The sequence below is a fragment of the Chryseobacterium sp. SN22 genome (assembly GCF_008329705.1).
In the GTDB taxonomy this organism is placed as follows: Bacteria; Bacteroidota; Bacteroidia; order Flavobacteriales; family Weeksellaceae; genus Chryseobacterium.
Map to the genome: position 1 here is coordinate 44442 of NZ_VTSX01000003.1, position 12799 is coordinate 57240.

Consider the following 12799-nt stretch of genomic DNA (forward strand, 5'->3'; position numbering starts at 1 on the left):
TAAATAAATGATTCCAAATTTTAAAGCACATCCATGGCACGGAATTTCTGCAGGAGAAGATGCGCCGAATGTTGTAAATGTTTTCGTGGAGATCGTTCCTTCAGACACTATTAAATACGAAGTAGATAAAGAAACGGGATTTTTGAAAGTAGACCGCCCGCAGAAATTTTCCAATATCATCCCCGCATTATACGGTTTTGTTCCAAGAACCTATTGTGATACCGCTGTGATGAACCTTGCTATTGAAAGAGGTGCAACAGACGTTAGCATGGGAGACCATGATCCGTTGGATATTTGCGTACTGAGCTCACACAATATCCACGCCGGTGGTTTACTGATGGAGGCTATTCCGATCGGGGGCTTTAAAATGATCGACGGAGGAGAAGCGGACGATAAAATTGTGGCAGTGATGATCGGTGATCATGCTTTCGGACATTTCAGGGATATCTCAGAATTGCCGGAAGCGGAAGTGAAACGATTAATGCATTATTTCCTGACATACAAAAACCTGCCGGATGAACCTGCAAAATGCAGAATCCAGGAAGTGTATGGCGCAGAACATGCTAAAAAAGTAATCCAGGCTTCTCAGGAAGATTACCTGAACAACTACGGAGGATAATAAGAACATTGTTTTTATATGAGATCAAAGGATAAATGAAATTTTCGTTTATCCTTTTTTAGTTAAACATAATCATCAGATATTTCTGATGGTAAATACATGTAGGCAATCAGAAAATACAGGCAATCCCTGCAAATAAAGCAAATTTAAATAAATTTTAAGCCGGCAGGTTCTTCGTTTTATTTCAAAATAAATAAATTTGTAATACAAAAGTTTATACAAAATGTCGAAAAAAGCAATATTGGCGATCCTTGACGGATGGGGATTGGGCATCAATCCTAATGTTTCAGCACTGGATAAAGCAAACACTCCTTTTATAGATAGCTGCCTTAAAAATTTTCCGAACACCACGCTGGAAGCCAGCGGGCTTGCAGTAGGACTTCCCGCCGGACAAATGGGAAATTCCGAGGTGGGGCACATGAACCTCGGAGCGGGAAGAGTGGTGTACCAGAACCTGGTAAAGCTGAATATGGCGGTGGAAAACGGGTCTTTAGGCCAGCAGAAAGTCATTCAGGATGCTTTTGCTTATGCTAAAAAAGAAAATAAAAAAGTACATTTTATCGGCTTGGTTTCTGATGGGGGCGTACATTCCCATATCAATCATTTAAAGGGGCTTTTAACAGCCGCTCATGAATCCGGGCTTAACGAAAATGTTTTTGTTCATGCTTTTACGGACGGCCGCGACTGTGATCCGCGTTCGGGGAAGGGATTCATTGAAGACCTTCAGGAGCACATGGAGAAAACCGTTGGAAAACTGGCCTCAGTAGTCGGAAGATACTATGCGATGGATCGTGACAAAAGATGGGAACGGGTAAAAATTGCTTTTGATGCAATGGTGGAAGGCGTAGGTGCACAGACTACAAACGCGTTGCTGGAAATTCAGAAGTCATATGATGAGAATATAACCGATGAGTTTATGAAGCCGATTATTATGATTGATTCTACGGCCATCGGGAATGTAGTTCCGGTAGCAAAAATAAATGATCATGATGTGGTCATCTGCTTCAATTTCCGTACGGACAGAGGCCGTGAAATTACTGAAGTGCTTACCCAGCATGACAATCCAGAGTATTTCATGAGAAAATTACCGTTGTATTATATTACGCTTACCAATTATGATAAAACCTTTGAAAATATCCATGTGGTTTTTGATGAAGAAGTTCTTCACGAGACCATGGGAGAAATTCTGGAAAGAAACCATAAGACGCAGATCAGGATTGCGGAAACGGAAAAATATCCTCACGTTACCTTCTTCTTTTCCGGAGGAAGGGAAGAACCTTTCAATGGAGAAAAGAGATTGCTTTGTCCTAGTCCGAAGGACGTTCCTACTTATGACCTGAAGCCTGAAATGTCTGCATACGATATTACAAATGCCATTATACCGGAACTGGAGCATGAAACGGCAGATTTCATCTGCCTGAATTTTGCCAATACCGATATGGTAGGACATACAGGTGTTTTTGAAGCAGCGGTAAAAGCAGCGGAAACTGTAGATCAATGTATTCAAAAAGTAGCGGAAACCGCTTATGAACACGGATATGCCGTTTTTATCCTGGCCGACCACGGAAACTCCGATGTAATGGTTAACCCGGACGGGTCGCCGAATACGCAGCATTCTACAAACCTGGTTCCTTTTATTGTGATGGATAAAGATCAGACCTGGAATCTGAAACCCGGGAAACTGGGAGACGTCGCTCCGACAATTCTTAAAGTAATGGGGGTTGAAATTCCTGAAGTTATGACAGGAGATGTTTTAATTAGCTAAGAATTTAATAGAATAATACCACAGTTGCCGTTATGATTTTCACAGCGGCAATTTTTATGACGAATATCAGAAGAATTAACATAATATTATGTTTCAAATAGTAAAGAAAACTTTAACTTTGTCATTTAATCTAAATTCTAAAAATGTATCAGCAGCTCGTAAGAAAAGAAGTAATGGGAATTTTGGAAAAGGAAGTCGGTTCTTTTCTGGATAAATTTTTAACGCCGATCGAAAAAATCTGGCAGCCTTCCGATTATCTTCCGGATCCTTCCAGCGAGAACTTCAAATACGATTTAGAAGAAATCCAGACTTTCGCAAGAGAAATGCCTTATGATCTTTTCGTCACCCTTATCGGCGACTGTATCACGGAAGAAGCTTTACCTTCTTACGAATCATGGTTAATGGGCGTAGACGGAGTAGACCAGGAGCAGAAAGAAATCGGCTGGGCCAACTGGGTAAGAGCCTGGACGGCCGAAGAAAACCGGCATGGAGATCTTTTAAGCAAATACCTTTATCTGTGTGGAAGAGTGAACATGCGTGAAGTTGAAGTTACTACCCAGTATCTGATCAACGACGGTTTCGATCTGGGGACCAGCATGGACCCGTATCGTAACTTTGTATATACCAGCTTCCAGGAAACGGCCACCAATATCTCTCATAGAAGGGTAGGTACCCTGGCCAAGCAGTGTGGAAACGGAAAACTGGCTAAAATGTGCGGGGTTATTGCTGCCGATGAAGCCAGACACGCAAAAGCATACAAACATTTCGTAGCTAAAATTCTGGAAATCGATCCTTCGGAAATGATTCTTGCCTTTGAAGACATGATGCGTAAGAAAATCGTTATGCCGGCTCACATGATGAGACAATCCGGGCAGAAAGCAGGAGAGCTTTGGGGGCATTTCTCGGATGCAGCACAACGTTGCATGGTATATACCGGACAGGATTACATCAACATTATGAAAGAGCTCCTGGATGAATGGAAGATCGAGCACGTAAAAGGACTAAATGAAAAAGCGGAAAAAGCACAGGAATACCTGATGAAACTTCCCGCAAGACTTCAGAAAATTACAGACAGGATTTCGACACCCGATCTGCAGTTCCAGTTCAATTGGGTGAAGAGCTGATTTTAAAATATAATTATCTAAAAAGTTAGGAGTGCTGAGTATTTTAGCACTCTTTTATTTTTGTATCTTTGCATTTCAAAAATATTCAATATGATGAATAATAAGAAAATTGCTGTAGACTTTGATGGGACAATTGTTGACGATGCTTATCCGTCGATCGGCAAACCGAAAATTTTCGCCTTTGAAACATTAAAAAGACTTCAGTCCGAAGGATACCGGCTAATTCTATGGACGTACAGACATGGCAAAACCCTGGATGAAGCAGTAGAATTCTGCAAAAAAAACGGGATTGAATTTTATGCCGTTAATTCAAGCTTTGAAGGAGAAGTTTTTGATTCTGCAACCCAGTCGAGAAAGCTGGATGCGGATTGGTTCATCGACGACAGAAACCTGGGCGGCTTTCCGGGATGGGGTGAAATCTATAATATCATTCAGGATAGGATCGAATTCAGGGTTGAAGGAAAAGAAGTCCTTGCCTATTCCAAGCTAAAGAAAGAAAAGAAAAAAGGATTGTTCTGGTAAGAATAGTCTGATAATGTATCGGTGTAACAATATATCAATTTTTTAATTCGTTATTGCTGCATTGCTAGATTTATAAATGGTTATATTATTTTATGATTCAGTTAAAAACAATAGACGAATTGCGTCTTATGAAGCAGAGTGCCCAATTGGTTTCCAGAACATTGGGAATGTTGGCGAAGGAAATCAAGCCGGGGATCACCACTTTGTATTTAGATAAATTGGCACACGACTTCATCAAAGATCACGGTGCCGAACCTGCCTTCCTGGGATACGGAGGTTTTCCATATTCCCTGTGTATTTCTCCGAATGAACAGGTAGTACACGGTTTTCCGAGCAAAGAAGAAATTAAGGAAGGCGATGTTCTTTCTGTTGACTGTGGTGCGATCTTAAACGGCTTTGTCGGAGACCACGCCTATACTTTCGAGATCGGTGAAGTAAAACCGGCAACCAAAAAACTGCTGAAAGTTGCCAAAGAATCTTTATACAAGGGCATTGAGCAATGTGTAAGAGGAAAAAGAATCGGTGATATCTCATATGCTATTCAGTCGCACTGCGAAAAAGAAGGATACGGGGTTGTGAAAGAACTCGTAGGCCATGGCGTAGGCCGACAGATGCATGAAGACCCGCAGGTTCCCAACTACGGAAGACAGGGAAGCGGAAAAGTGATCAAAGACGGTCTGACAATTGCCATCGAACCGATGATCAACCTGGGTACCGAAAAGGTGAAATTCCATAATGACGGATGGACGGTAACAACACTGGATGATCAGCCTTCCGCCCATTTTGAGCATGATGTGGCGGTCATCAACGGAAAACCGGTCCTCCTTTCAACGTTCCAGTATGTCTATGAGGCATTGGGGATTACAAGCGATGAAGAAAAAGCGTTCCAATTGGATTTTTAAATGAAAAAAGTTACCAAGCTTTTACTCAATAAAATTCCCCGTCCTATGCTGATCAAAATGAGCATCTGGGCGCGGCCGCTTATTTACCAGTTTTTTAAAGGTAATAAATTTATTGATCCGATCGATGGAAAATCTTACCGGAAATTTCTTCCTTATGGGTACGGCAGCCAGAGGGAAAATGCTCTGTCTCCGGGAACGTTAAGCCTGGAAAGGCATCGCCAGATGTGGCTGTATCTCCAGAACGAAACCGACTTTTTTATAAAAAATTACAAAGTTTTACACATCGCTCCTGAACAGGAATTCTTACGTAAATTCAAAAGGATGAGGAATCTTGATTATATTTCCGCCGATCTGTATTCGCCGATTGTGGATGTAAAAGCGGATATTCTGGACCTTCCTTTTGCCGACGAAAGTTTTGATGTGGTTTTCTGCAACCATGTGCTGGAACATATAGAAGATGATGCAAGGGCTATGAGCGAACTGTACAGGATCCTGAGACCGGGAGGCTGGGGGATTGTACAGGTTCCGATGAAAAATTCGCTGGAAAAAACCTATGAAGATTTTACCATCCGGGATCCTAAAGAACGCCAGAAACATTTCGGGCAGTACGACCATGTCCGCTGGTACGGAATGGATTACTTTGAACGCCTGGAAAATGCGGGATTCAAAACAGATATTAATTTTTATTCCCAGACTTTTTCTGAAGAAGAAATCAAAAAATACGGTCTCAGGAAAAATGAAATCCTTCCTGTGATATATAAAAAATAAAAAAGATGCTTTCAGATCGAAGGCATCTTTTATGTACTATAACTTTTTTTCCCTAGCTTTGACTCCGTTCAGCAACCCGACAGAAAGATGCGCAGAGCAGGAGTCTGAAATTTAATAGATCTTGTATGCTTTAAGCCTTTCGTAACTATAAAAAGCATAAAAAGCTCATTGTTTATTCTTTAATAAACTTCTGTGCCGGCATATTTTCGGGTTGAATAATATAAATACCTTTCGTCAGCCAGCTCACATTCATTTTCAGCTCTATACTTTCAGTGTAAGCTTCCAGAACAATTTTCCCGGAGAGATCGGAAATATTTACCTTTACCCCTCTCGGTATCCCTTCCAGATTCAATTCGTCTTTTACAGGATTCGGGTAGATGGAAAACGGTTTTTTGATGATGCTTTCACTCATTCCGAGAAAGCCGGAATTGTTGTAAAAGATCTGGTCACCGGTAGCGGAATTGGTAATCATAAGCGTCTTCAGCATGCCGGATGTAAGAATCTCGTAATCAAATACAGTGCTTGTAGAAGAGTTGAAATAAAAATCACAGTTTTTCTGATCATAGGCCTGCGCCGCCGCTGCATTGGTGCCGCTGTAAACTGCCAGCGTACATCCGCCTCCCTGTCTCGTAAAATTGTTTGCTGCGGGAGAAAACGTTATGGTAGAACCAACTGAATTATAATATCTGGACTGTAATTCATAAGCTGGTCCTGAGCCAGTGAATACAGAAGTACCTATAACCAATTGCATTGGCGGAGTGGTAATGGTTTGACCACTGACTACCATCTTGGAAATATACCAACTATTGCTGAAAAGTTCTGGGCTCTGGGCTGATAAAATGCTTCCTGAAAATAAAAAAAATAGAAATTTTTCCACGGTTTTAATTTTTCATAAATATATGAATTTAAGACAAACAAAAAACCGTTTCTCAGCAGGTGAAAAACGGCCTCGCTATAAAGCATTTAACAAGATTAAATTAAGAGGTAATAACGGTATTTATCCGTTTTGTTTAATGTGGAGAAACCGCTTTCAGCCCGATTACCGAACCGATCAGCGTAATGATGAAAAAGATTCTCCAGAAAGTTACGGGATCTTTGAAAAAAAAGATTCCGATCAGCGCTGTTCCTACCGCACCGATTCCTGTCCATACCGCATAGGCGGTTCCGATTGGCAAGGTCTGGGTCGCTTTGATCAGGAGAAGCATACTCACCGTCAGGGAAATCAGAAATCCGGCAAACCAGAAATACATGGCGGTTCCGTTGGTTTCTTTTACCTTTCCAAGACATGACGCAAAAGCGACCTCAAATAAACCTGCAATAACCAGGATGATCCAATTCATTTTTACTGATATTTCTCCGGCAAAGTTCAGGATTTAAAAAAGATTAAAATTTTACAATTGTTAAAAAAGAAAAGAGACCAGCATAAAATCCATTATATCCTCACATCTTTCAATTCATTTGATCTCCGCCCGGATCCTGCTCAGGCTCACCTGTGCAATTCCGAGATAAGAAGCAATATGTCCCAGCTGAACCCGCTTTAGAAGGTCGGGTTTTTCGCGCATCAGATCTTTATACCGTTCCAGTGCGGTTTTAAACTGTCTTGAAATAATCAGTTCCTCCGTTTTCACGAGTTCACGTTCGGCAAATTTCCTGCCCCAGTTGGCTATATGGATATCTTCGTTATACAACCGTTTCAGATCTGCGGTTTTCAGCTTATACAATTCGCAGGGCTCCAGCAATTCTATGTTTTCATAACCCGGGTTGTTCTCCACATAACTTTTCATAGAAACAACCGGTTCGCCTTCACTTCCGAACCAGAACGTAATATCTTTATCTTCCCCGGAAGCATAAGCACGGACAATTCCTTTTTTAATAAAGTAAACAAATGGGATCACTTTATCAGCTTCCATCAGGCAGAAGTTCCTGGGAAATGAAACTTCCTCAATCGATCGTTTAAGGCTTGCTTTCGATGAATCGGGAAGAGGGCAGATGCGGTCAAGAATTTTGTCAAGGGTCATATTCAGTCAGTCAAAAAATCAAAAATATCAGTTTTCTACCATTATCTCAAACAATAGGAGATCAATATTCGATTTATTTTAAAAATTATTAAAATATTTAAGGATAAACGTTTAACCAAAATATGCCATAAATGTTGATTGCTTGTTCATATTAAATTAACACTATATTTAAATCAGCAAATTAAATTTATTTAAGTGTTTGGTAATTAATATTTTAAATATTATTTTAACATCAATTTAAAAATGTGCGAAAATACAATAATTTTCATATCAGCCCAAAAAATCCGGCTATTGTTTTATAAGGTTTTTATGAAATATTTTTGTTGCTGAAAATAACTGTATGAAAAGAGCTTCTATAAAAGACATAGCCAGAATTGCCGGTGTTTCCGTGGCAACCGTATCCTATGTCCTGAACAAAAAAGAAGGAAGCCGGATCAGCGACGCTACTAAAGAGAAAATTCTTGAAGTCGCCAAGTCCATCAACTATACGCCCAACAAAATTGCCAAAAGCCTAAAAATGAGCAAGAGTAAACTGATCGGTCTTATCGTTGCAGATATTTCCAATGATTTTTACTCCAACATTGCCCGTAACATCGAAGACGAGGCGATGAAGCTCGGTTACACCCTTCTTATCGGGAGCTGTGATGAAAATCCTGAAAAATTTAAAAAATTGACGGAACTTTTTTCCGAACAGCAGGTAGACGGAATGATCGTTGCCCCGGTAGTGAATTCCGATGAAGCCATCAAAAAGCTGATTGCCGAAGAATATCCGATCATCACCATCGACCGTTACCTGAAAAACGTAAGCCTTCCCGGTGTGATGATCAACAATGCTGAAATTTCGGCCCACGTCTGTGATCAGCTGACCGTAAAGAAGTTTCATGAAATTATTTATGTAGGCTACGAAACCGAACTTCCGCATTTGCTCGATCGGCAGGAAGGCTTTGAAAAGAGAATAAAAAAATCCAGAACTCCCATAAAAAGAGTTCTGATTGGCATCCAGGATATTACGGAAGAAGTAAATGAAAAGCTCAACAACAGCCTCGACCTGACAAAAAGGACCGCCATTTATTTTTCCAGCAATAAGCTCGGGATTGCCGGACTGCGATACCTGAACGATCATCAGATCCGTGTCCCTGAACAGGTTTCTGTAATTGCATTTGATGAAACAGAAGCCTATCATCTGTTTCCGACTGATATCAGTTTCGTACAACAGCCACTGATCGATATGGCGAAAGAAGCGGTGAAGCTGCTGGACAATCAGATCAATCATTACAGGCCCAACGGAGAAAGAATTACGCTCCAGGCAAAATACATGGAGCGCAATTCCGTACAATAAAAAAATTTTAAAACTTTAATTAAACGTTTAACCTTATGATAAATAATAAAGAACCGTATGTCGTGTGTTTCGGAGAAGTACTTTGGGATATTTTTCCCGAAGGTTCCAGGGCAGGAGGAGCACCCTTCAATGCTGCTTACAATATCCATAAAATGGGTACCGATGTGAAAATGCTGAGCAGGATAGGAAACGATGAACTCGGACGTAAACTTGATGATCAGATCAGAAGCTGGGGCATTACTACGGAGTATATCCAGACTGATGACGAAAAACCAACCGGTACCGTGTTGGCAAAAATCGATCAGCATAATGAAGCGACATATGAGATCATCAATCATGTGGCGTGGGATTATATCGAACTGCTGCCGGAACATAAAGAATTGGTCTCTAATGCTGAAGCATTTGTTTTTGGAAGCCTCTCTGCAAGAAACAATAGAACCAGAGAGACGCTTCTCCAATTGCTGGAATATGCAAAATTGAAGGTTTTTGATGTGAATTTCAGACCGCCTTTTATTGATGTTGAATTAATTAAAACCCTTCTGCACAAAGCAGATATCGTGAAGATGAATAAAGCGGAAATGCGGGAGATTATGGCTTATTTCGGTGAAGAGTACAGAAGCGAAGACGAAAGTGCAGCATTTATTCAGGATCATTTTAATATCGGGGAAATTGTACTGACCAAAGGAAGCAAAGGAGCCCGGTATTTTGTCGGAAACCAGAATTACGGATTTTCGGCAGTTCCCATTACCATTGCGGATACGGTAGGAAGCGGAGATGCTTTTCTTTCAGGGTTTATTTCGAAGAGAATAAAAGGGGAAACTCCTCTGGAAATCATGAACCAGGCTATCTCCTTAGGTGCATTCATCACTTCCAAATCCGGGGCATGCCCGGATTATGAACCGTCTGAATTTAATGATTTCAAACTTCAGCATACCGTTTAATAAGCGGTAGCATCCGCATAAGAAAAATTTCAGTTTTCATCTTTCCTGCTTCCTGCAAAAGCAGGGACAGGTCATCTTATGCTTTACCGGAACCTTATTATCTATAATAATTATAATTTAATCTGTAAAAACATACTTATGCAATCGGCAAAATTTACCGAAAAGAAATACCTTGTGGTACTGGCTTTTGTAACTTCATTGTTTTTTTTCTGGGCCATCGCCCTTACGATGGGGGACGTTCTGAACAAACATTTCCAGAATGTCCTGCATATCTCCAAATCCGAATCAGGATTGGTACAGCTTTCCATTTTCGGAGCTTATGCGCTAATGGGAATTCCCGCAGGGCTTTTCATGAAAAAGTTCGGGTATAAAATGGGCGTTATTCTGGGCCTTGCTTTATTTGCAGCAGGATGCTTCCTGTTTGTTCCGGCAGCCGATACCGCTTCCTTTGGCTTTTTCAGAGTCGCTTTATTCATTCTTGCTTTAGGAATGGCCACTTTGGAAACCGTAGCACACCCTTTTGTTGCGTCATTAGGTGACGAAAGAACAAGCGACCAACGGGTAAACTTTGCTCAGTCTTTCAATGGTCTGGGTGCCATTATGGGACCTTTACTGGGCGGGTTTTTCATCTTCAGCGGAACCGGAGGAGATCAGTCGCTGGATTCTGTAAAAACCCTTTATACCTGGATCGGAATTGTGGTGCTGGTATTGGTGGTTGTTTTCGCATTCATCAAGGTGCCGGACCTGAAAGACCCGCATGCCGAAGAAACGGAAATCCTTGAACATGCCACCGGCGAAGACCATCATGATGACCAGGTAAACACGAATGCACCGCTTTGGAAGCAGAGACATTTTGTATTTGCCGTAATCGCACAGTTTTTCAATATTGCGGCGCAAGGCGGTACGTGGGCATTCTTCATCAATTACGGAGTGGAAAAAATGCATCTCCAGGAAACACAGGCTTCTTATTACTTCTCACTGAGTATGGCCATGATGATGGTAGGAAGATTCATCGGGACCTTTCTGATGCGGTATATCGCTCCGAATAAAGTCCTTGCTATTTTTACGGCCTGTAATATCGTACTCTGCCTGATTATTTCCCAAAGTTTCGGATGGGTTTCCTTCATCAGTTTAATCCTGCTTAATTTATTCCTGAGTGTGATGTATCCTACCATTTTCAGCTTAGGTTTAAAAAAACTGGGCGGGAAGGTGCATCAGGCTTCTTCATTCCTTGTGATGGCGATGTTCGGCGGTGCATTTTTCACGCCGATCATGGGTAAGATTGCCGAAACGGATGTTGCCCATGCGTATCTCTTACCGATTATCTGCTATGCCATCATTATTTCATTCGCCGTGAAATTTTACAAGCCTAAAACTTTAAAGTAAAATTAAATGATCAGAAAAATATATTTAAAAGGCTGCCTGCTTGTGATGATGATGTTCGGTAAAGCAGCCTTTGCACAGATTGTCATTACCAACCAGAAGTTTTCATTCGGGACCACAGGGAGAATCGGGGCAGGCTATTCCCCGAATGCAGACGGCAGAACAGGTAGGCAATTAAATCTGAATAACCAGGGTTCATTAGGCGGACGGATGGATCAGGGCGATTATGTAGACTTCCTGCCGGCATTTCATTTTACACCGGTGATAGGCGACAGTGCTAAAAAGACCAGGATTGATATGCAGGCCAGGCTGAGCTTCTACTCTGGCGGTACATTCCTGGGGAATGTGGATACCAAATCGAATCAGGGCATGATCGTGGCTTTGCCTGAAGCTTTTGTAGAAGCCCGGAATATTATGGGCAGCGACTGGGACGTGTGGGCAGGATCACGCTGGCTTCGCTTCGATGATGTGCATATTGCAGACTATTTTTATTTTGACGACCATTCGGCAACAGGCTGGGGCGTACGTCATAAGAACACCCGGTTTTCCATGTTTTTTCCAGCAGCCATCGATACGGCAGCGAGCAATTCAACCCCTTATTCTTATACCAACGTTATCAGCGGAGGAAAAAACCTGATTTACAGGCAACGGGAAGTATTCGTACTGGAACAGACCATTCCATTTAAGAACACTAATCATAAGGTAAAATTGCTGGCTGAATTCCATACCGTAGATAAATCCGGGAAAAATTCGATAGAGCGGTACCCTGCGGATCACGGTTGGGTGCTGGGCGCAAAATTAAGTTCAACACTTAAGACCGGATTGCCCGGTTCTTTTAACCAGATTTCCCTCCGCTACGGATCAGGGATTGCCAATGGCGGGGACAGCGGAAATACCCAGACCTGGAGAACCTATGGTGCTCCACATGAATCGAAAGGAACTTATAACGGCGCTTATTCCCTGACAGCAGTTGAACATATTTTACTGAACCTTTCCGGCCGCTGGTCTTTAAACGGTTATGCCGTGTATACCCGGAGTAAAGGCGGAGCAGACAGCGATAAAGCCATGGACTACTATAAAAGGGAAATTTTTAATAAAAAGTCTGAGTTTAATACCGGGGTAAGAGCTACTTATTATTTCAACAACTGGTTCCATATCGTTACCGAACTACATTATGCCCAGCGAAAAGACGGGAACCAGGATCCTTCTTCCATGGTAAAGCTGGTACTGGCTCCTACGATTGTTCCGACAGCGGAAAGAAGTGTCTGGGCAAGGCCGCACATCCGGTTTATTGCAGAGGTTTCAAGATATAACGATCATGCCATGAACAGCCTGTATTCGCCCTTCCTGCAGCAGTCCGGAGCCAAAAGGTTCGGAACTTATCTCGGCGTAAGAGCAGAATGGTGGGTATTTTAGAA

13 protein-coding genes are annotated in these 12799 nt (G+C 41.8%); 10 read left to right on the top strand and 3 right to left on the bottom strand.

Annotation, left to right across the window (positions count from 1 at the left end; genetic code table 11):
- Window positions 1-7: 7 nt before the first annotated feature.
- The 6 genes from FY557_RS02370 to FY557_RS02395 all read left to right on the top strand — a co-directional run bounded on the left by FY557_RS02370 (window position 8) and on the right by FY557_RS02395 (window position 5700).
- On the top strand, window positions 8-619 hold the full coding sequence (locus tag FY557_RS02370; protein WP_149245690.1) for an inorganic pyrophosphatase: 612 nt from the start codon (window positions 8-10) through the stop codon (window positions 617-619).
- Between the two features lie 223 nt (window positions 620-842).
- Window positions 843-2384 carry a 2,3-bisphosphoglycerate-independent phosphoglycerate mutase gene (gene gpmI, locus FY557_RS02375; RefSeq protein WP_149245691.1) on the top strand — a complete coding sequence of 514 codons (1542 nt, stop codon included), beginning with the start codon at window positions 843-845 and terminating at the stop codon, window positions 2382-2384.
- A 143-nt stretch (window positions 2385-2527) separates the two neighbouring features.
- Window positions 2528-3508, top strand: a complete 981-nt coding sequence (locus FY557_RS02380) for an acyl-ACP desaturase (RefSeq protein ID WP_149245692.1) — start codon at window positions 2528-2530, stop codon at window positions 3506-3508.
- 90 nt (window positions 3509-3598) lie between these two features.
- Entirely contained in the window at window positions 3599-4030 is a 432-nt protein-coding gene (locus tag FY557_RS02385; RefSeq protein ID WP_149245693.1) for a BT0820 family HAD-type phosphatase, read from the top strand.
- A 92-nt stretch (window positions 4031-4122) separates the two neighbouring features.
- Complete coding sequence (gene map / locus FY557_RS02390) at window positions 4123-4932, top strand: type I methionyl aminopeptidase (protein WP_149245694.1); 810 nt, start codon at window positions 4123-4125, stop codon at window positions 4930-4932.
- Window positions 4933-5700 carry a class I SAM-dependent methyltransferase gene (locus FY557_RS02395; protein WP_149245695.1) on the top strand — a complete coding sequence of 256 codons (768 nt, stop codon included), beginning with the start codon at window positions 4933-4935 and terminating at the stop codon, window positions 5698-5700. It abuts the gene before it with no gap.
- A 172-nt stretch (window positions 5701-5872) separates the two neighbouring features.
- Here FY557_RS02395 and FY557_RS02400 read toward each other — a convergent pair whose 3' ends face one another.
- The 3 genes from FY557_RS02400 to FY557_RS02410 all read right to left on the bottom strand — a co-directional run bounded on the left by FY557_RS02400 (window position 5873) and on the right by FY557_RS02410 (window position 7718).
- Window positions 5873-6577 (bottom strand): T9SS type A sorting domain-containing protein, encoded by a 705-nt coding sequence (locus tag FY557_RS02400; RefSeq protein WP_149245696.1) that lies wholly within the window; start codon window positions 6575-6577, stop codon window positions 5873-5875.
- A 133-nt stretch (window positions 6578-6710) separates the two neighbouring features.
- Window positions 6711-7040: a DMT family transporter gene (locus FY557_RS02405; RefSeq protein ID WP_149245697.1), complete on the bottom strand. Its 330-nt coding sequence runs from the start codon at window positions 7038-7040 to the stop codon at window positions 6711-6713.
- A gap of 114 nt (window positions 7041-7154) precedes the next feature.
- Complete coding sequence (locus tag FY557_RS02410) at window positions 7155-7718, bottom strand: Crp/Fnr family transcriptional regulator (protein WP_149245698.1); 564 nt, start codon at window positions 7716-7718, stop codon at window positions 7155-7157.
- A 340-nt stretch (window positions 7719-8058) separates the two neighbouring features.
- Here FY557_RS02410 and FY557_RS02415 point away from each other — a divergent pair, with 340 nt between their 5' ends.
- The 4 genes from FY557_RS02415 (at window position 8059) to FY557_RS02430 (ending at window position 12797) form a co-directional block, all read left to right on the top strand.
- Window positions 8059-9057, top strand: a complete 999-nt coding sequence (locus tag FY557_RS02415) for a LacI family DNA-binding transcriptional regulator (protein ID WP_149245699.1) — start codon at window positions 8059-8061, stop codon at window positions 9055-9057.
- Between the two features lie 35 nt (window positions 9058-9092).
- Window positions 9093-9998, top strand: a complete 906-nt coding sequence (locus tag FY557_RS02420) for a carbohydrate kinase family protein (protein ID WP_149245700.1) — start codon at window positions 9093-9095, stop codon at window positions 9996-9998.
- Between the two features lie 138 nt (window positions 9999-10136).
- Window positions 10137-11384, top strand: coding sequence for a sugar MFS transporter (locus FY557_RS02425; RefSeq protein ID WP_149245701.1), 1248 nt, complete (start codon window positions 10137-10139; stop codon window positions 11382-11384).
- A 6-nt stretch (window positions 11385-11390) separates the two neighbouring features.
- Window positions 11391-12797, top strand: a complete 1407-nt coding sequence (locus FY557_RS02430) for a carbohydrate porin (protein ID WP_149245702.1) — start codon at window positions 11391-11393, stop codon at window positions 12795-12797.
- Window positions 12798-12799 lie beyond the last annotated feature (2 nt).

What these genes read in the sequence shown, in the direction of transcription:
- FY557_RS02395 (WP_149245695.1), top strand. Translation starts at nt 4,933, where the DNA reads ATGAAAAAAGTTACCAAGCTTTTACTCAATAAAATTCCCCGTCCTATG.
- map (WP_149245694.1), top strand. Translation starts at nt 4,123, where the DNA reads ATGATTCAGTTAAAAACAATAGACGAATTGCGTCTTATGAAGCAGAGT.
- FY557_RS02415 (WP_149245699.1), top strand. Translation starts at nt 8,059, where the DNA reads ATGAAAAGAGCTTCTATAAAAGACATAGCCAGAATTGCCGGTGTTTCC.
- FY557_RS02410 (WP_149245698.1), bottom strand. Translation starts at nt 7,718, where the DNA reads ATGACCCTTGACAAAATTCTTGACCGCATCTGCCCTCTTCCCGATTCA.
- FY557_RS02420 (WP_149245700.1), top strand. Translation starts at nt 9,093, where the DNA reads ATGATAAATAATAAAGAACCGTATGTCGTGTGTTTCGGAGAAGTACTT.
- FY557_RS02380 (WP_149245692.1), top strand. Translation starts at nt 2,528, where the DNA reads ATGTATCAGCAGCTCGTAAGAAAAGAAGTAATGGGAATTTTGGAAAAG.
- FY557_RS02385 (WP_149245693.1), top strand. Translation starts at nt 3,599, where the DNA reads ATGATGAATAATAAGAAAATTGCTGTAGACTTTGATGGGACAATTGTT.
- FY557_RS02430 (WP_149245702.1), top strand. Translation starts at nt 11,391, where the DNA reads ATGATCAGAAAAATATATTTAAAAGGCTGCCTGCTTGTGATGATGATG.
- FY557_RS02405 (WP_149245697.1), bottom strand. Translation starts at nt 7,040, where the DNA reads ATGAATTGGATCATCCTGGTTATTGCAGGTTTATTTGAGGTCGCTTTT.
- gpmI (WP_149245691.1), top strand. Translation starts at nt 843, where the DNA reads ATGTCGAAAAAAGCAATATTGGCGATCCTTGACGGATGGGGATTGGGC.
- FY557_RS02370 (WP_149245690.1), top strand. Translation starts at nt 8, where the DNA reads ATGATTCCAAATTTTAAAGCACATCCATGGCACGGAATTTCTGCAGGA.
- FY557_RS02425 (WP_149245701.1), top strand. Translation starts at nt 10,137, where the DNA reads ATGCAATCGGCAAAATTTACCGAAAAGAAATACCTTGTGGTACTGGCT.